At 66.1% G+C, this 18,017-nt stretch carries 30 protein-coding genes and 1 pseudogene; all 31 read right to left on the bottom strand.

Annotation, left to right across the window (positions count from 1 at the left end):
• Position 1: 1 nt before the first annotated feature.
• A complete protein-coding gene (prsT, locus tag LJE69_RS08740; protein ID WP_296923968.1) occupies positions 2–2,803 on the bottom strand; it encodes an XrtA/PEP-CTERM system TPR-repeat protein PrsT in 2,802 nt (933 codons plus the stop codon).
• A 25-nt stretch (positions 2,804–2,828) separates the two neighbouring features.
• Positions 2,829–3,545 carry an SAM-dependent chlorinase/fluorinase gene (locus tag LJE69_RS08735; protein WP_296923966.1) on the bottom strand — a complete coding sequence of 239 codons (717 nt, stop codon included), beginning with the start codon at positions 3,543–3,545 and terminating at the stop codon, positions 2,829–2,831.
• A 162-nt stretch (positions 3,546–3,707) separates the two neighbouring features.
• Positions 3,708–4,106 (bottom strand): 50S ribosomal protein L17, encoded by a 399-nt coding sequence (gene rplQ / locus LJE69_RS08730; protein ID WP_296923964.1) that lies wholly within the window; start codon positions 4,104–4,106, stop codon positions 3,708–3,710.
• 25 nt (positions 4,107–4,131) lie between these two features.
• On the bottom strand, positions 4,132–5,145 hold the full coding sequence (rpoA, locus tag LJE69_RS08725) for a DNA-directed RNA polymerase subunit alpha (RefSeq protein ID WP_296923962.1): 1,014 nt from the start codon (positions 5,143–5,145) through the stop codon (positions 4,132–4,134).
• Positions 5,146–5,181: 36 nt separating this feature from the next.
• On the bottom strand, positions 5,182–5,802 hold the full coding sequence (gene rpsD, locus LJE69_RS08720; RefSeq protein ID WP_296923960.1) for a 30S ribosomal protein S4: 621 nt from the start codon (positions 5,800–5,802) through the stop codon (positions 5,182–5,184).
• Between the two features lie 17 nt (positions 5,803–5,819).
• The gene (rpsK, locus tag LJE69_RS08715; protein WP_296923958.1) at positions 5,820–6,206 is read right to left on the bottom strand and encodes a 30S ribosomal protein S11; all 387 of its coding nucleotides are present in this window, start codon (positions 6,204–6,206) and stop codon (positions 5,820–5,822) included.
• Between the two features lie 73 nt (positions 6,207–6,279).
• Positions 6,280–6,636 carry a 30S ribosomal protein S13 gene (rpsM, locus tag LJE69_RS08710; protein WP_296923957.1) on the bottom strand — a complete coding sequence of 119 codons (357 nt, stop codon included), beginning with the start codon at positions 6,634–6,636 and terminating at the stop codon, positions 6,280–6,282.
• Between the two features lie 81 nt (positions 6,637–6,717).
• Positions 6,718–6,831, bottom strand: coding sequence for a 50S ribosomal protein L36 (rpmJ, locus tag LJE69_RS08705; RefSeq protein ID WP_296923956.1), 114 nt, complete (start codon positions 6,829–6,831; stop codon positions 6,718–6,720).
• Between the two features lie 85 nt (positions 6,832–6,916).
• Positions 6,917–8,269, bottom strand: coding sequence for a preprotein translocase subunit SecY (gene secY / locus LJE69_RS08700; protein WP_296923955.1), 1,353 nt, complete (start codon positions 8,267–8,269; stop codon positions 6,917–6,919).
• Positions 8,270–8,452: 183 nt separating this feature from the next.
• A complete protein-coding gene (gene rplO, locus LJE69_RS08695) occupies positions 8,453–8,887 on the bottom strand; it encodes a 50S ribosomal protein L15 (RefSeq protein ID WP_296923954.1) in 435 nt (144 codons plus the stop codon).
• Between the two features lies 1 nt (position 8,888).
• Positions 8,889–9,089, bottom strand: coding sequence for a 50S ribosomal protein L30 (gene rpmD, locus LJE69_RS08690; protein ID WP_296923952.1), 201 nt, complete (start codon positions 9,087–9,089; stop codon positions 8,889–8,891).
• Positions 9,086–9,592 (bottom strand): 30S ribosomal protein S5, encoded by a 507-nt coding sequence (rpsE, locus tag LJE69_RS08685; RefSeq protein WP_296923951.1) that lies wholly within the window; start codon positions 9,590–9,592, stop codon positions 9,086–9,088. Before rpsE ends, rpmD begins: the two co-directional genes overlap by 4 nt.
• A 10-nt stretch (positions 9,593–9,602) precedes the next feature.
• The gene (rplR, locus tag LJE69_RS08680; RefSeq protein ID WP_296923949.1) at positions 9,603–9,959 is read right to left on the bottom strand and encodes a 50S ribosomal protein L18; all 357 of its coding nucleotides are present in this window, start codon (positions 9,957–9,959) and stop codon (positions 9,603–9,605) included.
• Positions 9,960–9,973: 14 nt separating this feature from the next.
• Positions 9,974–10,501, bottom strand: a complete 528-nt coding sequence (rplF, locus tag LJE69_RS08675) for a 50S ribosomal protein L6 (RefSeq protein WP_296923947.1) — start codon at positions 10,499–10,501, stop codon at positions 9,974–9,976.
• Positions 10,502–10,514: 13 nt separating this feature from the next.
• Positions 10,515–10,910: a 30S ribosomal protein S8 gene (rpsH, locus tag LJE69_RS08670; RefSeq protein ID WP_296923945.1), complete on the bottom strand. Its 396-nt coding sequence runs from the start codon at positions 10,908–10,910 to the stop codon at positions 10,515–10,517.
• Between the two features lie 130 nt (positions 10,911–11,040).
• Complete coding sequence (gene rpsN / locus LJE69_RS08665) at positions 11,041–11,346, bottom strand: 30S ribosomal protein S14 (protein WP_296923943.1); 306 nt, start codon at positions 11,344–11,346, stop codon at positions 11,041–11,043.
• Positions 11,347–11,354: 8 nt separating this feature from the next.
• Entirely contained in the window at positions 11,355–11,894 is a 540-nt protein-coding gene (gene rplE, locus LJE69_RS08660) for a 50S ribosomal protein L5 (protein WP_296923942.1), read from the bottom strand.
• A gap of 11 nt (positions 11,895–11,905) precedes the next feature.
• The gene (gene rplX / locus LJE69_RS08655; RefSeq protein ID WP_296923940.1) at positions 11,906–12,223 is read right to left on the bottom strand and encodes a 50S ribosomal protein L24; all 318 of its coding nucleotides are present in this window, start codon (positions 12,221–12,223) and stop codon (positions 11,906–11,908) included.
• A 48-nt stretch (positions 12,224–12,271) separates the two neighbouring features.
• Positions 12,272–12,640 (bottom strand): 50S ribosomal protein L14, encoded by a 369-nt coding sequence (gene rplN / locus LJE69_RS08650; protein WP_296923938.1) that lies wholly within the window; start codon positions 12,638–12,640, stop codon positions 12,272–12,274.
• A gap of 132 nt (positions 12,641–12,772) precedes the next feature.
• Positions 12,773–13,030: a 30S ribosomal protein S17 gene (rpsQ, locus tag LJE69_RS08645; protein WP_296923998.1), complete on the bottom strand. Its 258-nt coding sequence runs from the start codon at positions 13,028–13,030 to the stop codon at positions 12,773–12,775.
• A 57-nt stretch (positions 13,031–13,087) separates the two neighbouring features.
• Positions 13,088–13,297 carry a 50S ribosomal protein L29 gene (rpmC, locus tag LJE69_RS08640; RefSeq protein ID WP_296923936.1) on the bottom strand — a complete coding sequence of 70 codons (210 nt, stop codon included), beginning with the start codon at positions 13,295–13,297 and terminating at the stop codon, positions 13,088–13,090.
• Entirely contained in the window at positions 13,294–13,707 is a 414-nt protein-coding gene (gene rplP, locus LJE69_RS08635) for a 50S ribosomal protein L16 (RefSeq protein ID WP_296923934.1), read from the bottom strand. The genes rpmC and rplP overlap by 4 nt, the downstream gene beginning before the upstream one ends.
• A gap of 3 nt (positions 13,708–13,710) precedes the next feature.
• A complete protein-coding gene (gene rpsC / locus LJE69_RS08630; RefSeq protein WP_296923932.1) occupies positions 13,711–14,391 on the bottom strand; it encodes a 30S ribosomal protein S3 in 681 nt (226 codons plus the stop codon).
• A 10-nt stretch (positions 14,392–14,401) separates the two neighbouring features.
• Complete coding sequence (gene rplV, locus LJE69_RS08625; protein WP_296923930.1) at positions 14,402–14,734, bottom strand: 50S ribosomal protein L22; 333 nt, start codon at positions 14,732–14,734, stop codon at positions 14,402–14,404.
• A 25-nt stretch (positions 14,735–14,759) separates the two neighbouring features.
• A complete protein-coding gene (rpsS, locus tag LJE69_RS08620) occupies positions 14,760–15,038 on the bottom strand; it encodes a 30S ribosomal protein S19 (RefSeq protein ID WP_296923928.1) in 279 nt (92 codons plus the stop codon).
• A 23-nt stretch (positions 15,039–15,061) separates the two neighbouring features.
• Positions 15,062–15,889, bottom strand: a complete 828-nt coding sequence (gene rplB, locus LJE69_RS08615) for a 50S ribosomal protein L2 (protein WP_296923926.1) — start codon at positions 15,887–15,889, stop codon at positions 15,062–15,064.
• A 26-nt stretch (positions 15,890–15,915) separates the two neighbouring features.
• The gene (gene rplW, locus LJE69_RS08610; RefSeq protein ID WP_296923924.1) at positions 15,916–16,212 is read right to left on the bottom strand and encodes a 50S ribosomal protein L23; all 297 of its coding nucleotides are present in this window, start codon (positions 16,210–16,212) and stop codon (positions 15,916–15,918) included.
• A complete protein-coding gene (gene rplD, locus LJE69_RS08605; protein ID WP_296923922.1) occupies positions 16,209–16,811 on the bottom strand; it encodes a 50S ribosomal protein L4 in 603 nt (200 codons plus the stop codon). Before rplD ends, rplW begins: the two co-directional genes overlap by 4 nt.
• A 7-nt stretch (positions 16,812–16,818) precedes the next feature.
• The gene (gene rplC, locus LJE69_RS08600; RefSeq protein ID WP_296923920.1) at positions 16,819–17,469 is read right to left on the bottom strand and encodes a 50S ribosomal protein L3; all 651 of its coding nucleotides are present in this window, start codon (positions 17,467–17,469) and stop codon (positions 16,819–16,821) included.
• Positions 17,470–17,546: 77 nt separating this feature from the next.
• The gene (gene rpsJ, locus LJE69_RS08595; RefSeq protein ID WP_295540425.1) at positions 17,547–17,858 is read right to left on the bottom strand and encodes a 30S ribosomal protein S10; all 312 of its coding nucleotides are present in this window, start codon (positions 17,856–17,858) and stop codon (positions 17,547–17,549) included.
• An 18-nt stretch (positions 17,859–17,876) separates the two neighbouring features.
• Positions 17,877–18,017 (bottom strand): annotated as a pseudogene (gene tuf / locus LJE69_RS08590) (elongation factor Tu); the annotation flags it as partial.

Below are 18,017 nucleotides of genomic sequence, written 5' to 3'. Positions count from 1 at the left end.
TTCAGTTCGCGAGCTGCGCCAGCAGCTTCTGGGCCGCCTCCTGTTCCGGAAAGTCCTTGTTCGCCAACCCCAGCAGGATCACGCGCGCCTCGGCACCGCGGTCCGCCTTGGACAGCGCCAGCGCATAGTGGAAGCCGATGCTCGGGTCCGTGGGGTTGGCGATCTTGGCTTCTTCCAGTAGCTTGAGGCCGCGCGGCAGGTGCCCCGAGCGCACCAGCAGCAGCCCAAGGGTGTCTTTGATGGCCGCTGACGAAGGGTCAGCCCGCAACGCGCGCTCCGCGTAGCCGAGGGCGCGTCCGGGATCGCTGTCCCGCAGCAGCCAGGCGAGGTTGTTCAGGATCAGCGGATCGGCGCGATAGGCGTTGGCCGAGGCCATCAGGCCCTGCAACAGCTTGCGCGCGGCATCCGTCTCCCCCAGCTCCGCCTGCACCTGCGCCAGCATCACCTGTGCCGTCGCGTCGTCGGGATGGCGCGCCAGCCAATCGGTCAGTACTTCACGCGCGGCGGCGCCGTCGTTGCCGGCACGCTGCACGCCGACCAGCTTGCGCATGACGCCGACGTCGTCCGGGTAGCGGCTAAACAGCCCGCGCATCAGCCGCTCGGCGTGGCGATACTCACCGAGGCCCGTGAGCAGGTCCACCTTGGCCGCGATCACGCGCGGGCTCGCATCCGTGGCGGCGAGCAACCTGTCCAGCAGGGCCAGTTGCTGTGCGGGATCTTTATACTGGTCCAGGGCGCGCTTCAGCGCCGAGCGCAACAGCGGGCTGTCCGGGTCCATGGACGCGCCGGTGACCAGGGACACTTCCATTTCCGACAGGTTGCCTTGCTCGGCGTATACGGTGGCGATGAGCAGTTGCGGCGTTGCGCTGTCCGGGGCCTTGAGCCGCAGGATCTGGAGCGTCTCGACCGCGGCATCCAGATCGCCGGCCGCCGCCTGCGCCTGCGCGTTCACCAACATCAGCTCCGGTTGCTGGCGCATGGTCTCGGGCGCGGCCTGCACCGCAATCCGCGCTCGCTCCGGCGCACCGTTGCCCAGGTAGCTGCGTGCCAGGGCAAGACGAAGGCGCAGCTCGTTGGGAAGGGCCTCCACGGCCGCACGCAATCGCCGCTGCTGACCACGCACATCGCCACTGGAGGCGTCGAGGTCGGCGAGCGCCAGGATCCCATCCACGTTGTCCGGTGCCGCGGCCACGACCCGTTCCAGCAGTTCCCGAGCGCCCTGGGTGTCACCGGTGCGCAGGTCGAGCTTGGCGAGGTTCAGTGCCGCATCCGGGAACCCCGGATCGGCGTCGAGGGCGGCGACAAAGGTCGCGCGTGCCTTCGCCTCGTCACCAACGGCGAGCTGGGCCAGTCCCAGGGCGTTGAGCGCATAGGGATTGTCCTGACGCGCGCCGGCGAAGGTCTCGGCACGCGCTAGCGCCTTTTTGGGCTTCCCCTGCGCGAGCAGGATCCTGATCTGCATCAGCGGTGCAGTGCGATTCAGGGGATCTTGCGCGAGCGCCTGCTCGAGCTGCAGCAAGGCATCGTCGTACCTGCCAAGGTGCTGCAGCGCGTCCGCGGCGGCGACCCGATACTCGGCCACCTTCGGAGCCGATTTCACCGCCCGCGATAGCGGCTCGAGCGCGTCCTGCCAGCGGCCCTGCTGACTCAGCGCATGGGCCAACGTGAGCGACAGCCGCGGCTGGTCAGGGCGTGCGGCGAGGGCCTTGCGCAACAGCGTCTCGGCGGCGTGGGGGCTGTGACTGCGCAGCAGCACCTCGGCCAAGGCCTGATTCGCCTGCACCGAATTCGGCTCCAGAGCCAGGTACTTGCGCAGCAGATCCGCGGCCAGATCCAGATTGCCGCGCGTTGCCTCGCCGCTGGCGGACAGATACAGGGCGCGGAGGTTGCGGGGGTCGTACTTGAGGTAGGCGTCGAGCGCGGCGAGCCCGTCGTCCAGATCGCCGCGGCGCAGCGACAATGCCCCGCGGGCGAAGAGCAGGCCCGGAAACTCGGGGAACTGGTCGGCGACCGCTTCGATATCTTTGCCCGCCGCGTCGAGCTCGCCGAGCTCCAAGCGCGCCAGCGCACGCTTGAACCGCGGCATCCATTTGTTGCGCCCGGCGACGACGGCCTTGGTCAGGGACTGCTCGGCAGCCGCGTAGTCACCGCGGGCAAAGTCCACCTCGGCGAGCAGCTCCCAAGCCCGGGCAACCTCTGGATGGCGCTTCGTGGCGGTGAGGAGCAGTTGCCGCGCAACATCGACGCGCTCGTCCATCAGCGCCAGCCGCGCCTGCCCCATCAACGCGTTCGCCTGTCCGGGCTCGATGGCAAGGGCGCGCGCATACTCGGCGCCGGCCGCCTGCCGGTCGCCGAGTCCGCGCTGGGCATCGCCGCGCAGCGCGGCGAGGAGCGCGCGCTCCGCCGGCTCCAACACCGTCGCCACCGCGATCTCGTCCAGCACGCGCTGGCTTTGGCCCCGCAGCAGCAGCGCGCGGGCATGCAGCGGCAGGACGCGGCTCCGGGAGGCGCCGGCAGACTCGGCCTTGCGCAGCTCGGACTCGGCCGCGTCGCCTTGGTAGAGGTCGAGGTAGATGCCGGCCAGCAGGAGCCGCGCCTCCACGTCCTGCGGCTTGTGGCTCAGGTGCTCCTTCAGCAGCAGACCGGCCTGTCTGAGCTCGCCCTGATTCCAATAATCGCGTGCACGATCGACGTCCGTTGCAGCTGACGCGGCCGTTGCGGCCAAGCACAGCAGCACCGCCAGCAGGCGCGATCGAACGGTATACCGCGCCGGCACGATGGACACAAATGCGCTTCGGATCATCGCTCTGGCCTGCAATTCGCCTTGCTCAAGGGTCGAATCTTAGCGGATCGCCAGGACTTAGACCGAGACGGGAATCAGCTCGCCCCTGATTGACGGCGATCTCAAGGAGCCCGAAGGCATTCTCGTACCAGAAGGGTTGGCCCACGCCCACGTCACTGAAGGTACGTGCCCGCGCAATGCGCTCGCCGGCCACGTTGATGACCGCGTCGTGAGGGACGTCCGCGGCGCGCATGCCGGAGACGAGGTTGCCGTAGTGGTCCACATAGCACACCGCGGCCAGCGCGGCGGGCAACTCCGCGCCCACCATGGCGCCCGGCTCCATGCGGACGGCCGCCGGCAACACGCCTGCGCAGACCTGTTGTGCGATCGGAGTGAATATGTCCCGGCCATGAAAGGTCGCCGAGGCCGCCGTCGGCCGCCACGCGATGCGCCACAGCGAGACGGCTTCGCTGGCGGCCCGCAACAACGGCACGAGGAGCCCGTTGTCCGGGGCTACGAGCCAATCGCGGCCAACCTCCGCCGCGAGGATGGCGCGGTCCGTGCCGACGCCGGGATCGACGACACATAGATACAAGGTCCCCGGCGGCATGCGTTGCAGCAGCCCGGGCAACAGGAAGGCGGCGAGATCGGGGCGGAAGGGCGCGAGATCGCCCACCAGCTCGATGACTGGCAATGCCGGTCTTGCGGCAGCCAGCAGCAGCCAGATCTGACCGACGTAGGGGCCGGCGCCGAAATCGGTCACCAGCGCGATCCGTCCAGGCCGCCGAGCGCGCGGGATGCGCCGCCGCCTGGCGCCGGTCAACACGGCTCAGACACGAAAAGGCCGGGGCGTGCCCGGCCGGATTCCCGTGGTGCCTTGCCCCGGCAGAGGGCGCCGGCGGTGCCGCCTGGCGGCACGGCCCACTTAGGCGGCCTTGTCCTCGTCGCCCTCGGCATCTTCGACGATGGGACGGTCGACCAGTTCGACATAGGCCATCGGCGCAGCGTCCCCGGGGCGGAACCCACACTTGAGGATGCGCAGATAGCCACCGGGACGGGACTGGTAGCGCGGGCCGAGTTCGGCGAACAGTTTGCCAACGGCCTCCTTGTCGCGCAGCCGCGCGAACGCGAGCCGACGATGGTGGACCGAATCGTTCTTGGCCAGGGTGATGAGCGGCTCGGCGACCCGACGCAGCTCTTTGGCCTTCGGCAGCGTGGTCTTGATCAGTTCGTGGCGGATGAGCGAGCCGGCCATGTTCCTGAACATCGCCTCGCGGTGCGCGCTGGTTCTGTTGAGATGCCTGCCGGATTTACGATGGCGCATGATCTTGTTTCCGTCTGAATACTGTTTATTTGACCATCAGCTCGTCGATGTTCTCGGGCGGCCAGTTGTCCAGGCGCATGCCGAGCGACAGCCCCCGAGTGGCCAGCACGTCCTTGATCTCGGTCAGGGACTTCTTGCCCAGGTTCGGCGTCTTGAGCAGCTCCACCTCGGTCCGCTGGATCAGATCGCCGATGAGGTAGATGTTTTCGGCCTTCAGGCAGTTTGCCGAGCGCACCGTCAGCTCCAGCTCGTCCACCGGCCGCACCAGGATCGGGTCGAACGGCGGCTCCTTCGGTGCGTGCTCGGCTGGGGACTCCCCGCCCACGGTGGTCTCCAGGTCGACGAAGCTGGAGAGCTGGTCGCGCAGAATCATCGCAGCGCGCTGAATGGCATCCTGCGCGTCGATGGTGCCGTTGGTCTCCAGGTCGATGACGAGCCGGTCGAGGTCGGTGCGCTGCTCCACGCGCGCCGTCGGCACCTCGATGGCGACACGACGGATCGGGCTGAAGGACGCGTCCAACGGCAACTTGCCGATCGGGCGATCCTCACCGGCCTCCAACTCGCGCTGCGTCGCGGGCTCGTAACCGCGCCCACGCCGCACCGTCAGCGTCATGCTGAGCTCGGTTTCCCCGGTAATGTTGGCGATCAGCAAATCCGGATTCGCGATCTCGGCGGTGTGATCGATGGCAATGTCGGCGGCGGTCACGAGACCCGGGCCGACCTTGCTCAGGGTGAAGGTCGCCTCGTCGCGCCCATTGAGCGCAATAGCGAGATCCTTCAGGTTGAGCAGGATCTCGAGCACGTCCTGCTGCACACCCTCGATGGTCGTGTATTCGTGCAGAATACCTTGGATTTCCACCTCGGTGACCGCGCAGCCATCCATGGACGACAGCAGGATGCGCCGCAGGGCATTGCCCAGCGTATGCCCGAAGCCGCGCTCAAGGGGCTCCAGGGAGACCCGAGCACGATGCTCCGAGCCTTCGACGGGCTCGACTTTGACGATGCGCGGCTTGAGGAATCCGCTCCCGGCCTCGGCCATACTTGAAACCTCTGGGCTTGGTGCCTCTGCAATCGCTTACTTCGAGTACAGCTCGACGATGAGCGACTCGTTGATGTCTGCCGGCAGGTCCGCCCGATCGGGAATCCGCTTGAAGACGCCCTTGGCGGACTTGGTGTCCACTTCGACCCAATCGGGGAAGCCGTACTGCTCGGCCAGCGCCATCGCGTTTTGCACCCGCACCTGCTTCTTCGCCTTATCGCGGACCTCGATCTCGTCTTCGGGGCCAACACTGTACGAGGGAATAGACACCACCTTACCGTTGACCAGCACACCCTTGTGGCCGATCAGCTGACGCGCCTCGGCGCGTGTGGAGCCGAAGCCCATCCGATAGACGACGGTGTCGAGCCGGCGCTCGAGCAACTGCAGCAGATTTTCGCCAGTGGCGCCCTTGCGGCGGGCAGCCTCCTGGTAATAGCCGCGGAACTGCTTCTCCATGACGCCGTACATCCGCCGCACTTTCTGCTTTTCGCGCAGCTGGATGCCGTAATCCGACAGGCGGCGACGCCGATCCATGGACTGGCCCGGCACCTTCTCCATGTTGCATTTGGTTTCCAATGCGCGCGCGCGGCTCTTCAGCCCGAGATCGACACCCTCGCGGCGCGCCAGCTTGCAGGTCGGTCCGACGTACCTAGCCATTTAGAATCTCTCTCCAGTTAGACGCGCCGCTTCTTCGGCGGACGACAGCCGTTGTGCGGGATGGGTGTGACGTCCGTGATGCTGGTGACCTTGAAGCCGGCATTGTTGAGCGCACGCACGGCGGACTCGCGTCCCGGGCCAGGCCCTTTGACATTGACATCCAGATTGACGATGCCAAACTCTTTCGCGGCGGCACCGGCACGGGATGCAGCCACCTGCGCCGCGAACGGCGTGCTCTTGCGCGACCCACGGAAACCGGAGCCACCGGACGTGGCCCACGCCAGCGCGTTGCCCTGGCGATCCGTGATCGTGATGATCGTATTGTTGAAGGACGCGTGCACGTGGGCGATGCCATCGGCCACCTGCTTCTTGACCTTCTTGCGTGTTTTTACCTGCTTAGCCACAGTTGCTCCCGGTGGAAAACGCCATGCGCACCGCCTTCATCACGGCCGGTCGGGCCGCGGCATGAAGGGCGGATCAGCGCTTGATCGGACGGCGCGGACCCTTCCGCGTGCGTGCGTTGGTCCGCGTCCGCTGCCCGCGCAGCGGCAGACCGCGCCGATGCCGGATGCCCCGATTGCAGCCGAGATCCATCAGGCGCTTGATGTTCATGGACACCTCGCGGCGCAGATCGCCCTCGACGGTGTACTTGCCAACCTCGGTCCGCAGCCGATCCACCTCGTCTTCCGAGAGGTCCTGGATCCGGGTCGCAGCGGGCACATTCGCCGCCTCACAGATTTGCGCGGCCCGGGTACGGCCGATACCGTAGATGGCGGTCAGCGCAATGACCGTGTGCTTACGGTCCGGGATGTTGACGCCGGCAATGCGGGCCATGCTGAAGACTCCTCAATCACGCGCGCGAACGTAAACCGCGCAGAATATCAATAACCGAACGATGCGTCAATACCAGGTTCATCAACCTTGACGCTGCTTGTGCCGCACGTCCTTACAGATCACGCGCACGCTGCCATGACGGCGGATGATCTTGCAGTGCCGGCACACCTTCTTGACCGATGCCTGTACTTTCATTGCTTGCTCCCGGCGCCCGTTGCGCCCGCGCTGGACCCGGCCCTGCCGGGCCGGCCAGCGCCTTTGGTTGTCGATACTGGCCTGGCTAGCGGGTGAGCCCTGCACCAGGCGCCTTCAGGTTCGCCTTCTTCATCAGACCTTCGTACTGATGCGACATCAGATGCGCCTGCACCTGCGCCATGAAGTCCATGACGACCACCACCACGATCAGCAGCGACGTGCCGCCGAAGTAGAAGGGCACGTTCCAGCCGACGATCAGAAACTCGGGCAGCAGGCAGACGGCGGTGATGTAGATCGCCCCGGCCGCGGTGAGCCGCGTCATGACGGTGTCGATGTACCGCGCGGTCTGCTCACCCGGACGAATGCCCGGTATGAACGCCCCCGAGCGCTTCAGGTTGTCGGCGGTATCCTTCGAGTTGAACACCAGCGCCGTGTAGAAGAAGCAGAAGAAGACGATCGCCACCGTGTAGAGGATCACGTAGATCGGCTCACCCGGCGCCAGCTTGGAGGTGATGTCCGCGAGCCAGCGCATATTTTCCGACTGGCCGAACCACTGCCCCAGCGTGCCGGGGAACAGAATGATGCTCGACGCGAAAATGGGTGGGATCACGCCCGCCATGTTCAGTTTCAGCGGCAGGTGCGTGCTCTGCGCCGCCATCATGCGTCTGCCCTGCTGCCGGCGCGCGTAGTTCACCGTGATGCGCCGCTGCCCGCGCTCCACGAAGACCACCAGCGCCGTTACGGCCAGCACCAGCGCGAACAAGGCCAGCACCGCCAGCGCGTTCATCTCGCCGGTGCGCACCAGCTCCAGCGTCCCGCCGACCGCTGCCGGCAACCCGGCGACGATGCCGGAAAAGATGAGCAGCGAGATACCGTTGCCGATGCCCCGCTCCGTGATCTGCTCGCCCAGCCACATCAGGAACATGGTGCCTGTCACCAGCGACACCGCCGCGGTGAACACGAAGCCAAAGCCCTGATGCGTCACGATGGCCGACCCGCCGGCGGTCTGTCCCTGCAGCGCGATGGAGATGCCGATGGCCTGGAAGCTCGCCAGCACCACCGTGCCATAGCGCGTCCACTGGGTCATCTTGCGCCGGCCGGACTCGCCCTCCTTCTTGATCTGCTCTAGTTGCGGGATCACCGACGCCATCAGCTGCATGATGATGCTCGCCGAGATGTACGGCATGATGCCGAGCGCAAAGATGCTCGCCCGCTTCAGTCCGCCCCCGGAGAACATGTTGAACATGTCCAGGATGGAGCCCTGATTCTGCTCGAACAGGAGGGCCAGCGCCTGCGGATTGACGCCCGGCACCGGTATGAAGGTGCCAATGCGATACACGAGCAGCGCGCCGAGCACGAACAGCAGCCGCTGCCGCAGCTCGGTGAGCTTGCCCATGCCGCCAAGTGACTGCATGGCGGATGCGCCGTATTTCGCCATAGGTATCTCGTCGTCTCCGCGATAGTGTCACCGCGATCGTGTCACGCCACAGGCCGTGTCACGTTTCGCGCCCGATTCAGACCGGCGATGAATCCGCGAACCAGGCGTGAGCTGCGCTGACGGCATGACCGCGAGCCCGGCCTTGAGCCCGGCTGTAAGCCCGGCTCTGACTGGGTCCACCAATTACGCCTCGACCGTCCCGCCCGCGGCCTCGATTGCCGCCTTTGCGCCCGCGGTGACCGCAACGCCACGCACCGTGAAAGCGCGCGCCGGGTCCCCGGACTTGATGATTTTCACGCGCTTGATGCCGCGGCCGATCAGACCGGCAGCACGCAGGGCGTCCAGGGTCACCTCGTCGCCGGCGACGGCGCCGAGCTCGCTCAGGCGGATCTCGTCCCGATCCACCGCCATGCGCGAGCGGAAGCCGACCTTCGGCAGCCGCCGTTGCAGGGGCATCTGGCCGCCCTCGAAGCCGAGCTTGTGGAAGCCGCCCGAGCGCGACTTCTGGCCCTTGTGGCCGCGTCCGGCGGTCTTGCCGAGCCCGCTGCCGATGCCGCGACCGACGCGCTTGCGCGCCCGGTGGCTGCCGGCGGTGGGTTTCAGATCGTTCAAGTGCATGTCAGTTCTCCGCGACCTCGCGCACCATGTAGGCCACTTTGTTCAGCATGCCGCGGGTGGCCGGGGTGTCCTCCACCTCGACGACCTGGTGCATGCGCCGCAGGCCAAGGCCGCGCACGCAGGCCTGATGGTTCTTCAAACGCCCGTGGATGCTGCGAAACAGCTGCACGCGCATGGTCTTGTTGTCGTCCGCCCCGGTCATGACAGGATCTCCTCGACCGTCTTGCCACGCTTGGCAGCGACCAACTCGGCGTCGACCATTTCGGACAGACCGTTGATGGTGGCGCGAACGACGTTCATGGGGTTGTTGGTGCCGATGCACTTGGCGAGCACGTTCTGCACGCCGACCACCTCGAACACCGCGCGCATGGCGCCGCCGGCAATGATGCCGGTACCCTCGGAGGCGGGCTGCATGTAGACCCGGGCGGCGCCGTGCTGACCCACCAGCGGATACTGCACCGTCGTGCCCTTCAGACGCACGTCCACCATATTCTTGCGCGCCGACTCCATGGCCTTTTGGATGGCCACCGGGACCTCACGCGCCTTGCCCGTGCCGAAGCCCACGCGGCCCTTGCCATCGCCGACGACGGTGAGCGCGCCGAATCCGAACACCCGACCGCCCTTGACCACTTTCGCAACCCGGTTGACGGAGATCAGCTTCTCGAGCAGCTCGTCGCCTTCGGGCTTTGGATTGAATGCCGCCATTGCCGCAACCTCAGAACTTGAGTCCGTTTTCTCGTGCCGCGTCCGCCAACGCTTTGACACGACCGTGATATTTGAAGCCCGAGCGGTCGAAGCTCACCTGCTCGATACCGGCGGCACGCGCGCGCTCGGCGACGATCTTGCCAATGGCCGCAGCAGCGCTGACGTTGCCCGAGTGGCCCTGCGCGCCCTGGCGATATTCCTTGTCCAGGGTCGAAGCGCTGGCGATGACCCGATTGCCGTCCGGTGCGATGATCTGCGCGTAGATGTGCCGCGGCGAGCGATATATGCACAGCCGGTGGGCGCCGAGCTCGCGAATCTTGGCGCGTGCGCGTGTGGCGCGACGCAACCTGGCTTGTTTCTTGTCCATCATCGCTGACACCCCTACTTCTTCTTCGCTTCTTTGCGCGCGACTTGCTCGTCGGCGTAGCGCACACCCTTGCCCTTGTAGGGCTCGGGCGGCCGGAACGCGCGGATCTCCGCGGCGACCTGGCCCACACGCTGCTTATCGGCGCCCTTGACGACGATCTCGGTGGCAGTCGGCGTCTCGATGTCGATGCCCTCGGGCACCGGATAGTCGATGGGATGCGAATACCCCAGTGCCAGAGTCAGCACCTTGCCCTTCGCCTGCGCGCGGTAGCCGACGCCCACCAGGGTCAGCTTGCGCTCGAAGCCGGCGCTGACGCCGGTGACCATGTTGCTGAGCAGCGCCCGTGTGGTACCGGCCATCGCCCAGTGCTCGTCGCCGTTCGGCGTGACGCTGACGATGCCATCGTTCACGGCCACGGAGACGTGCTGGTGCACGGTCCAGCTCAGATTGCCCTTTGGCCCCTTCACCGCCACGTCTTGGCCGGCGATGTTCACGTCCACCCCGGACGGGACGTTGATGGGCGCTTTTGCGATTCTCGACATGCCCGGCCTCCGGTTACGCGACGTAGGCGATGATCTCGCCGCCGTGTCCGGCCTCACGGGCCTGGCGGTCGGTCATCAGACCTTGGGACGTGGAGACGATGGCCACGCCGAGGCCGCCCCAGACGCGGGGCAACTCGCCGCGGCCGCGATAGATGCGCAGACCCGGGCGCGAGACGCGCTTCAGCTCCTCGATGACGGGCTTGCCGCGGAAATACTTCAGCCGCACTTCCAGCTGCGCCTTGCCCTCGGCTTCCTGGACCGAGAAGTCGCTGATGTAACCCTCATCCTTGAGCAGTTGAGCGATGGCCTTCTTCTGCTTCGACGACGGCATGCGGATGGTGATCTTGCCGCGTACCTGGCCGTTGCGGATATGCGTCAGCATGTCCGCAATGGGATCCGACATACTCATGTTGTTCCTCCAGGGTCAGGCCGCCATGCCCGGCGCGATACCCAATGGGTTGGGGCCCCAGGCCGCGGATCAGGTGCGGCCGAGCCCTCGAATGCCGGCCCGCGCTCGCGGGCCCGTTACCTGTAGCCTGCTACCAGCTCGCCTTGACCACGCCGGGCACGTCGCCCCGCATCACCGCTTCACGCAGCTTGTTCCGGCACAGGCCGAACTTGCGGTAGACGGCGTGCGGGCGGCCGCTGACGCGGCAGCGGCGCTGCTTGCGCGCCGGACTCGCATCCCGTGGCAGCTTCTGCAGCGCAACGACGGCGACGTCGATGGCCTCCGGCTCCGCGCTGCGGTCGTTGATGATGGCCTTGAGCCGCTCACGCTTCTCGGCGTAGCGCACCGCCGCCTTTGCCCGCTTCGCTTCGCGGGCGATCATGCTCTTCTTCGCCATGACTCGACCTATGTCCGGAACGGAAAGTTGAATGCGTCCAGCAGCGCGCGGCCCTCTTCATCGGTCTGGGCCGTGGTGGTGATGGTCACGTCGAGGCCGCGGATCGCGTCGATCTTGTCGTAGTCGATCTCCGGGAAGATGATCTGCTCGCGCACGCCCATGGAGTAGTTGCCGCGGCCGTCGAAGGCCTTCGGGCTCAAGCCACGGAAGTCCCGAATACGCGGGATGGCGATGTTGATCAGCCGATCGAGGAACTCATACATGCGCTCGTGGCGCAAGGTGACCTTGCAGCCGATGGGCCAGCCCTCGCGGATCTTGAATCCGGCGACGGACTTGCGCGCCTTGGTGACAATCGGCTTTTGGCCGGAGATGCGCGTCAGATCGCCGACCGCGTTCTCCATGATCTTCTTGTCATTGATGGCCTCGCCGACGCCCATGTTGAGCGTGACCTTCACCAGCCGTGGCACCTGCATCACGCTCTTGTAACCGAAGCGCTCCTGCAGCTGGCCGACGACCTGCTCGCGATATTGTGTTGCCAGTCTGGACATATCTGCTCGACTCAAACGTCGACGACTTCGCCGTCGGATTTGAACACCCGTACCTTTCGACCGTCGCCGAGCACCGTGAAGCCGACGCGGTCAGCGCCGTCCTTGGCCGGGTTGTACAGCCCGACGTTGGAGACGTGCATGGGCATCTCTTTATCCATGATCCCGCCTGCAATGCCCTTGTTCGGATTCGGCTTCTGGTGCTTCTTCGCGATGTTGACGTTCTCGACCACCACGTGGTCGGCATCCACGACGCGCAGCACGGTGCCCCGCTTACCCTTGTCCTTGCCGGCGATGACCATGACGTCATCGCCCACTCTGATCTTGCGCATAGTTGTAACCCTGTTCGCCGACGGCGCCGCAGCTCCAAGCATGGCCTCTTAGAGGACTTCTGGCGCGAGCGAAATGATTTTCATGAATCGCTCGGTGCGCAGCTCGCGGGTCACCGGCCCGAAGATACGGGTGCCGATGGGCTGCAGCTGGTTGTTGAGCAGCACCGCGGCATTGCCGTCGAAGCGGATCAACGAGCCATCCGGGCGGCGTACGCCCTTGCGCGTGCGCACGACGACGGCATTGAAGACGTCGCCCTTTTTCACCTTGCCGCGTGGAATCGCGTCCTTGACGGTCACCTTGACGATGTCGCCGATGTTGGCGTAACGCCGGTGGGAACCGCCCAGCACCTTGATGCACTGCACGGCGCGTGCGCCGCTGTTGTCCGCGACCCCGAGGCGGGTTTGCATTTGAATCATTGTCTGGACCTACCTCTGAAGTAGTTTCTGGCGCTGGCAACGGCGCCTTTGCCGACCCGATGTGCGCGACCACCCGTGGCCGCCGTGGTGGTGCCCGCCACGGCCGCGCCGAGCCGCAAGCGCCTCGCGACGTCAGCGCGCCTTCTCGACGATCTCCACCAACCGCCAACACTTGGTCTTGGACAGCGGCCGGCACTGTTCGACCCGCACCAGATCGCCGGCATTGCAGGCGTTCTCGGCGTCATGCGCATGCAGCTTCATGGAGCGGCGCATGAACTTGCCGTACAGCGGATGCTTGACGCGCCGCTCCACCAGCACCGTGATGGTCCGATCCATCGCGTTGCTGACGACGCGTCCGCTGAGGATTCGGTTGCTCTTCTGCTCGGACATGGTTTCTTGTTCCGTCATCGCTGGCTCACCCGGCGGCTGATTCGATCACTGAGGCGGTCACTGCTCGCCGCCAGCGGGCATGGCCTGCTCTGCCAGCACGGTCTTGATGCGCGCGATTTCGCGGCGCACCGTCTTGAATTGCGAGGGCCGGGCGAGTTGGCCGCTGCCCTTCTGCATGCGCAGATTGAACTGCTCCTTCAGCAGCTCCAGCAGTTGCTTCTCCAGGTCTTCGCGCGGCTGGCCGCGCAACTCCGCTGCCTTACTCACAGCACCACCCTCTTCTCGAACTTGGTCTGCACCGGGAGCTTCGCCGCGGCCAGCGTGAATGCCTCGCGTGCCAAGTCCTCGGAGACGCCCTCGATCTCGTAGAGCATGCGCCCCGGCTGGATCAGCGCGACCCAGTACTCGACGTTGCCCTTGCCCTTGCCCATGCGCACCTCGAGCGGCTTCTTCGAGATGGGCTTGTCCGGAAACACGCGAATCCAGAGTTTGCCGCCGCGGCGCACCTTGCGGGTGATGGCGCGGCGGGCCGCCTCAATCTGCCGGGCCGTCAGGCGGCCGCGACCGACGGCCTTAAGCCCAAATTCGCCAAAGGAGACCGCGTTACCGCTCTGCGCAAGCCCGCGGTTGCGGCCCTTGTGCTGCTTGCGGAACTTGGTTCTTTTCGGTTGCAGCATCTGTTATCCCCTCCGCGAGCCGCGCTTCTCGGGCTGTTGCGGCTCCTCGGGCATGCCCTCGAAGACCTCCCCCCGGAAGATCCAGACCTTGACCCCGAGCACGCCATAGGTGGTGCGCGCCTCGGCGAAGCCGTAGTCGATGTCCGCACGCAGGGTGTGCAGCGGCACGCGGCCCTCGCGGTACCACTCGGAGCGCGCGATCTCGGCGCCGTTCAGGCGACCGGCGATGTTCACGCGCACGCCCTCGGCACCGGCGCGCATGGTGGACTGCACCGCCCGCTTCATGGCGCGGCGGAACATGATGCGTCGCTCGAGCTGCTGGGCGATGCCCTCGGCCACGAGTTGGGCATCCAGCTCCGGCTTACGGATCTCTTCGATGCTGATGTGCACCGGAATGCCCATGCGCCGGGAGACTTCGGCACGCAGCTTGTCGATCTCCTCGCCCTTCTTGCCGATGACCACGCCCGGCCGCGCCGTATGAATGGTGATGTGCGCGTTCTTGGCCGGACGGTTGATCTGAATCCGGCTCACCGAGGCGGAAGCGAGCTTCTTCTTCAAGAAGTTGCGCACCTCGATGTCGTTGTTCAGGAAGTCGGCGTAGTCCTTCGAATCGGCATACCAAGTGGACGTCCAGTCCTTGACGATGCCAAGGCGAATGCCGACCGGATTGACTTTCTGTCCCATAACTCTTGCCTCAGCCTTCGGACACAGTCACGCTGATGTGACTCGTCCGCTTCAGAATTCGCGAGGCGCGGCCCTTGGCACGCGCGCGGATGCGCTTCATGGTGGGGCCCTCGTTGACCTGCACCGCGACGACCTTCAGCTCATCGACGTCCGCGCCCTCGTTGTGCTCGGCATTGGCAATGGCCGACTCCAGCACCTTCTTGAAGATGCTCGCCGCCCTCTTGGTGCTGAACTGAAGGTCGTTCAGCGCACGCTCCACGTGCATGCCCCGGATCTGGTCGCCCACCAGGCGCGCCTTCTGCGCCGAGATGCGCGCGTATTTCAGTGTCGCCACAGCTTGCATGACTCGTCTCCCATCCCCTCGCGGCCTAGCGCTTCTTGGCCTTGCGGTCAGCAGCGTGTCCGCGGAAGGTCCGCGTCAGTGCAAACTCGCCGAGCTTGTGGCCGATCATGTTTTCGTTAACCAGGATGGGCACGTGCGCCCGCCCGTTGTGCACGGCGATGGTGAGACCCACCATTTCCGGCAGGACCATCGAGCGCCTGGACCACGTCTTGATCGGGCGCTTGCTGTTCTGCGCCACCGCATCGGACACCTTCTTCGCCAGATGGTGGTCGATGAATGGCCCTTTTCTGACTGAACGTGGCACTGGATCGATCCTCGATTGTGTTCTTACTTGCGGCCTCGGCGACGAACGATCATGCCGTCGGTCCGCTTGTTCTTCCGGGTCTTGTAACCCTTGGTAGGCACGCCCCAAGGCGTCACCGGGTTGCGGCCGCCGGAGGTTCGGCCCTCGCCGCCGCCGTGCGGATGGTCGACTGGGTTCATGACGACGCCACGAACCGTCGGACGCACACCGCGCCAGCGCGACGCGCCAGCCTTGCCCAGCTTGCGCAGGCTGTGCTCGCCGTTACCGACGGCACCGATGACAGCGCGGCACTCGGCGTGCACCTTGCGCATCTCACCGGAGCGCAGCCGCAGCGTCGCATGGTCGCCCTCACGCGCCACCAGCTGCACCGACGCGCCCGCGGAGCGCGCGATCTGCGCACCCTTGCCGGGGCGCAGCTCGATGGCATGCACCTCGGTGCCCACCGGGATGTTGCGCAGCGGCAGGCAATTGCCGACCGCGATGGGCGCCGTCTCGGACGCCACTACGGTGTCGCCCTTGTTCAGACCCTTCGGCGCCAGCACGTATCCCCACTCGCCATCGGCATACTTGAGGAGCGCGAGGTTGGCGGATCGGTTCGGGTCGTACTCGAAGCGCTCCACCGTCGCGGGCACATCCTGCTTGCGCCGCTTGAAGTCCACCAGGCGATAGCGCTGCTTGTGGCCGCCGCCGTGGTGGCGAACACTGATGCGCCCCGCGTTGTTGCGGCCGCCGGTGCGGTTCTTCTTCGTCACCAGTTGGCGCATCGGCTCACCCCGGTGCAGATCCGGGTTGGTCACCTTGACCATGAACCGCCGCCCGGGCGACGAAGGTTTCATCTTCGCGATTGCCATGTCTGCCTACCCCTATCCGGCGTCGCTCAGGCGCCGCCGCCGAAATCGATGTCCTGCCCAGGCTTCAGGCGCACATACGCCTTGCGCCAGTCGGCCCGGCGGCCGGCGCGAGCACCGAAACGCTTGCGCTTGCCCTTGACGTTCAGCACGCGGACGTTGTCCACCTGCACGTCGAACAAAAGCTCCACGGCGCGGCCGATCTCCTGCTTGGTCGCATCGGTGGTGACGCGGAAGACGAACTGGCCGTCGTTGTCGGCGGCAAGGGTCGACTTCTCGGAGATCACCGGGCCGAGCAATACCTTCATCAAGCGTTCCTGGTTCATGCGAAGCGCGCCTCCAGGCGTTGCAGTGCGGCCGTCGTGACCAGCAGATGGCCGAAGCCGATCAGGCTCACGGGGTCTACCGACACCGCGGTCGCGACATCCACCGCCGGCAGGTTGCGCGCGGCCAGCCACAGGTTGTCGTCCTGCTCGTCGACGATAATCAGCGCCTCATCGAGGCTGAGTTCTTCGAGCTTCGCCTTCAGCGCCTTGGTCTTCGGCCCATCCAAGGTCAGCGCGTCGAGCACGTGCACCCGACCCTGGCGGTAAAGCTCCGACAGTATTGAGCGCACCGCGCCACGGTACATCTTGCGGTTCACCTTCTGCGCATAGCTGCGGGGCTGCGCGGCGAACGTTTTGCCGCCGGTGCGCCACAGCGGGCTGCGCGAGGTGCCGGCGCGCGCACGGCCGGTGCCCTTCTGCCGATAGGGCTTGCTGCCGCCGCCTCGCACCGCCGAGCGGCTCTTCTGCGCCTTGGTGCCGGCGCGCGCACCGGCCAGATAGGCGGTCACGACCTGATGCACCAGGGGCTCGTTGTAATCGACGCCGAAGACCGAGTCGGAGACCTCGACCGTCACGCCGTTGGCTGCGTTGAGCTGCATGACTCCCTCAACCCTTGTTCTTCTGCTTCACCGAAGGCAGGACGATGAGCCGGCCGCCGGCCGGCCCCGGTACGCCACCCTTCACCAGCAGCAGGTTGCGCTCGGCGTCCACGCGGACGATCTCGAGGTTCTGCTGGCAGCGGTTCACGTTGCCGTGCTGTCCCGCCATGCGCTTGCCCTTCCAGACCCGGCCCGGCGTCTGGCACTGGCCGATGGAGCCCGGGGCACGGTGCGACAGCGAGTTGCCGTGGGTGCTGTCCTGGCTGCGGAAGTGGTGACGGCGAATGCCGCCGGAGAAGCCACGGCCTTTGGTGACACCTCGCACGTCCACTTTCTGGCCGACCTCGAACAGGCCGACGCCGATGTCTGCACCGGCGGCCAGGTCGTCGCCCTCACCCGGCTCGAGCCGGAACTCGCCCAGGCTGTCGCCAGCCTCGACACCGGCCTTGGCGAAGTGGCCCGCCATGGGCTTGGTGACGCGCGAGGCGCGGCGCGAGCCCGCGGTGACCTGCACGGCACGGTAGCCGTCGGTGTCTTCGGTGCGCACCTGGGCGACACGATTGGGCGTCACCTCGATGACGGTCACGGGGATGCTGGCGCCGTCTTCCGCGAAGACGCGCGTCATGCCCGCTTTGCGACCGATCACTCCAATGCTCATGTCTGCTTTCCCGATTGGTCGCGGAGCCGGCCGTCCCGTTAATGGCCGAGACGGACACCGCGACGATCACTGATTGGTCAACTAAGCCGAATCGACACGTCCACGCCAGCGGCGAGGTCCAGCTTCATCAACGCGTCCACGGTCTTGTCTGTGGGGTCGACGATGTCCATCAACCGCTTGTGGGTGCGCAGCTCGTACTGGTCGCGCGCGTCCTTGTTCACGTGCGGCGAGATCAGCACCGTGTAGCGCTCGTGCTTCGACGGCAGCGGCACGGGGCCGCGCACCTGCGCGCCGGTGCGCTTTGCAGTGTCGACGATCTCGCGCGCGGACTGGTCGATCAGCCGGTGATCGAACGCCTTCAGGCGAATACGAATCCGTTGGTTTGCCATTGGTCTGACTCGCGCCCTTTACTCGATGATCTTCGCGACCACGCCGGCGCCGACCGTGCGCCCACCCTCGCGCACCGCAAAGCGCAGGCCCTCTTCCATGGCGATCGGCGCGATCAGCTTCACCGTCATCTTCACGTTGTCCCCCGGCATCACCATCTC

The organism is Thiohalocapsa sp., assembly GCF_022340605.1.
GTDB lineage: Bacteria > Pseudomonadota > Gammaproteobacteria > Chromatiales > Chromatiaceae > Thiohalocapsa.
Note: the sequence above shows the minus strand (reverse complement) of the source record. Positions and strands in the feature narration are given on the sequence as shown.

Excerpts from the sequence above, each read along its gene's own strand:
- prsT (WP_296923968.1), bottom strand. The coding sequence starts at position 2,803 with ATGATCCGAAGCGCATTTGTGTCCATCGTGCCGGCGCGGTATACCGTT.
- rplQ (WP_296923964.1), bottom strand. The coding sequence starts at position 4,106 with ATGCGCCATCGTAAATCCGGCAGGCATCTCAACAGAACCAGCGCGCAC.
- rpoA (WP_296923962.1), bottom strand. The coding sequence starts at position 5,145 with ATGGCCGAGGCCGGGAGCGGATTCCTCAAGCCGCGCATCGTCAAAGTC.
- rpsD (WP_296923960.1), bottom strand. The coding sequence starts at position 5,802 with ATGGCTAGGTACGTCGGACCGACCTGCAAGCTGGCGCGCCGCGAGGGT.
- rpsM (WP_296923957.1), bottom strand. The coding sequence starts at position 6,636 with ATGGCCCGCATTGCCGGCGTCAACATCCCGGACCGTAAGCACACGGTC.
- rpmJ (WP_296923956.1), bottom strand. The coding sequence starts at position 6,831 with ATGAAAGTACAGGCATCGGTCAAGAAGGTGTGCCGGCACTGCAAGATC.
- secY (WP_296923955.1), bottom strand. The coding sequence starts at position 8,269 with ATGGCGAAATACGGCGCATCCGCCATGCAGTCACTTGGCGGCATGGGC.
- rplO (WP_296923954.1), bottom strand. The coding sequence starts at position 8,887 with ATGCACTTGAACGATCTGAAACCCACCGCCGGCAGCCACCGGGCGCGC.
- rpmD (WP_296923952.1), bottom strand. The coding sequence starts at position 9,089 with ATGACCGGGGCGGACGACAACAAGACCATGCGCGTGCAGCTGTTTCGC.
- rpsE (WP_296923951.1), bottom strand. The coding sequence starts at position 9,592 with ATGGCGGCATTCAATCCAAAGCCCGAAGGCGACGAGCTGCTCGAGAAG.
- rplR (WP_296923949.1), bottom strand. The coding sequence starts at position 9,959 with ATGGACAAGAAACAAGCCAGGTTGCGTCGCGCCACACGCGCACGCGCC.
- rplF (WP_296923947.1), bottom strand. The coding sequence starts at position 10,501 with ATGTCGAGAATCGCAAAAGCGCCCATCAACGTCCCGTCCGGGGTGGAC.
- rpsH (WP_296923945.1), bottom strand. The coding sequence starts at position 10,910 with ATGAGTATGTCGGATCCCATTGCGGACATGCTGACGCATATCCGCAAC.
- rpsN (WP_296923943.1), bottom strand. The coding sequence starts at position 11,346 with ATGGCGAAGAAGAGCATGATCGCCCGCGAAGCGAAGCGGGCAAAGGCG.
- rplE (WP_296923942.1), bottom strand. The coding sequence starts at position 11,894 with ATGTCCAGACTGGCAACACAATATCGCGAGCAGGTCGTCGGCCAGCTG.
- rplX (WP_296923940.1), bottom strand. The coding sequence starts at position 12,223 with ATGCGCAAGATCAGAGTGGGCGATGACGTCATGGTCATCGCCGGCAAG.
- rplN (WP_296923938.1), bottom strand. The coding sequence starts at position 12,640 with ATGATTCAAATGCAAACCCGCCTCGGGGTCGCGGACAACAGCGGCGCA.
- rpsQ (WP_296923998.1), bottom strand. The coding sequence starts at position 13,030 with ATGTCCGAGCAGAAGAGCAACCGAATCCTCAGCGGACGCGTCGTCAGC.
- rplP (WP_296923934.1), bottom strand. The coding sequence starts at position 13,707 with ATGCTGCAACCGAAAAGAACCAAGTTCCGCAAGCAGCACAAGGGCCGC.
- rpsC (WP_296923932.1), bottom strand. The coding sequence starts at position 14,391 with ATGGGACAGAAAGTCAATCCGGTCGGCATTCGCCTTGGCATCGTCAAG.
- rplV (WP_296923930.1), bottom strand. The coding sequence starts at position 14,734 with ATGCAAGCTGTGGCGACACTGAAATACGCGCGCATCTCGGCGCAGAAG.
- rplB (WP_296923926.1), bottom strand. The coding sequence starts at position 15,889 with ATGGCAATCGCGAAGATGAAACCTTCGTCGCCCGGGCGGCGGTTCATG.
- rplW (WP_296923924.1), bottom strand. The coding sequence starts at position 16,212 with ATGAACCAGGAACGCTTGATGAAGGTATTGCTCGGCCCGGTGATCTCC.
- rplD (WP_296923922.1), bottom strand. The coding sequence starts at position 16,811 with ATGCAGCTCAACGCAGCCAACGGCGTGACGGTCGAGGTCTCCGACTCG.
- rplC (WP_296923920.1), bottom strand. The coding sequence starts at position 17,469 with ATGAGCATTGGAGTGATCGGTCGCAAAGCGGGCATGACGCGCGTCTTC.
- rpsJ (WP_295540425.1), bottom strand. The coding sequence starts at position 17,858 with ATGGCAAACCAACGGATTCGTATTCGCCTGAAGGCGTTCGATCACCGG.